At 62.8% G+C, this 1842-nt stretch carries 1 protein-coding gene; it reads left to right on the top strand.

Translation table 11 applies throughout. From position 1 onward, the window contains the following. Window positions 1–137 precede the first annotated feature (137 nt). The gene (locus OCH239_RS21295) at window positions 138–1673 is read left to right on the top strand and encodes an alkaline phosphatase D family protein (RefSeq protein ID WP_037267479.1); all 1536 of its coding nucleotides are present in this window, start codon (window positions 138–140) and stop codon (window positions 1671–1673) included. The last annotated feature ends 169 nt before the right edge of the window (window positions 1674–1842 follow it).

Genomic DNA, 1842 nt, shown 5'->3' with positions numbered 1-1842 from the left:
GGACAAACCGGGCTGTCGCGAACTCGCGAGGAAGGTCCGTTAGCCGCGCTCCTCGCCGTGTCACGTCTCTATCGTAAAGCTGACACGCTGGTCTGCTTGAATGCGCATATTGTGGTCCGCGAAGATGGAGACGAACGATGGCCAGAATGACCCTTTCCCGTCGCCAGGCACTCGCCACGGGTGCCGCGGCGAGCGCGATGCTTGCCGCTCCGAGCCTTTCTCGGGCGCAATCTCGGCCGGTCATGATGCACGGCATCATGTCCGGAGACGTTGCCCATGACGGTGCGATGATCTGGGGGCATGCGGACCGCGACGCTCGCATGTTGGTCGAATGGGCGACCACGGAGAGCATGGCAGATGCTACACGGGTACCGGCCCTGAACGTGGGTCCGACGACCGGCCATACGGGCAAGTTCCTCCTGAATGACCTGCCTTCAGACCAGGAGATATTTTACCGCGTCCGCATGGAAGATCTCTCCGACCCGACCGCAGTTTCGGAACCCCTTATCGGGCGCTTCCGCACCGCGCCCACGGGACTGCGTGACATACGTTTCGTCTGGTCCGGCGACACGGCCGGGCAGGGCTGGGGTATCGACCGGGATCGCGGAGGAATGCGCACCTACGCCACGATGCGGCAGCACGAGCCGGACTTCATGATCCATTCGGGCGACACCGTTTACGCCGACGGCCCGCTGGAAGAGGGGGTCGCGCTCGAGGACGGCACGATGTGGCGAAACGTCGTCACGCCTGCCAAGCGCAAGGTCGCCGAGACGCTGGACGAGTTCCGCGGACAGCATCTGTACAATTACCTCGACGACAACGTGCGCGCCTTCAACGCCGAGGTGCCGATCCTGGCGCAATGGGACGATCATGAGGTGACAAACAACTGGTATCCTGCCGAGATTCTCGAGGATGACCGGTATACCGAGAAGAACGTGCGACTGCTCGCAGCGCGGGGCGCACGGGCGTTTCACGAGATGATGCCGACCCGGCAATCCCTCGAGGAACCTGCGCGCGTCTATCGCAAGGTCGCCTACGGTCCGCTTCTGGACATCTTCTTCCTCGACATGCGCAGCTATCGGGGGGACAACTCGCCGAACCGTCAGGAGGACGGCGCACCGTTCCTCGGCGTGCCGCAACTCGCCTGGCTGAAGCGCGAGCTTACCGCGTCGCGGGCGACCTGGAAGGTGATCGCCTCCGACATGCCCATCGGCATGATGGTCCGCGACGGCGAGACCGATTTCGAGAACATGGCCAACGGCGACGGCCCACCGCTTGGACGCGAGCAGGATATCGCCGAGATCCTGTCCGTCATCCGTGCCGCCGACATCGCCAATACCGTCTGGTTGACCGCAGATGTGCATTATACCGCGGCGCACCACTACAGCCCGGATCGCGCCGTGTTCCAGGATTTTGAGCCATTCTGGGAATTCGTTTCGGGACCCCTACATTCCGGGACTTTCGGTCCCTCCGAGTACGACAATACGTTCGGTCCTGAGGTACGCTTCGCGAAGCATCCCGAGGAAGGCCGGGCGAACCTTCCGCCATCCGAGGGACTTCAGTTCTTCGGTCTCGTCGATATCGACGCCGCCACCCGGGAGATGACGGTGCGGCTCATGGATTCCGGCGACACCGAACTATGGTCTACGCGCCTCGCACCCCGTTTGTCCTGAGTCGCGTCGGACTATTGCCCGCGCATTCAAGGGGGATCGGGCCGCCCGACCTACCGGTCTCTCTCGCCGGCGTTTGTGGAAGCTAGCCGGAATATCCGTCTGCATTGGTAAACGTAGCATCATTGGAGCCGACATTCGTTCACGTGGTAGCATCCGGAAGGATGGGCTC

The sequence above is a fragment of the Roseivivax halodurans JCM 10272 genome (assembly GCF_000521785.1).
Taxonomy (GTDB): Bacteria; Pseudomonadota; Alphaproteobacteria; order Rhodobacterales; family Rhodobacteraceae; genus Roseivivax; species Roseivivax halodurans.
This window is presented reverse-complemented; position numbering and strand designations above follow the sequence as displayed.

What these genes read in the sequence shown, in the direction of transcription:
- OCH239_RS21295 (WP_037267479.1), top strand. Translation starts at nt 138, where the DNA reads ATGGCCAGAATGACCCTTTCCCGTCGCCAGGCACTCGCCACGGGTGCC.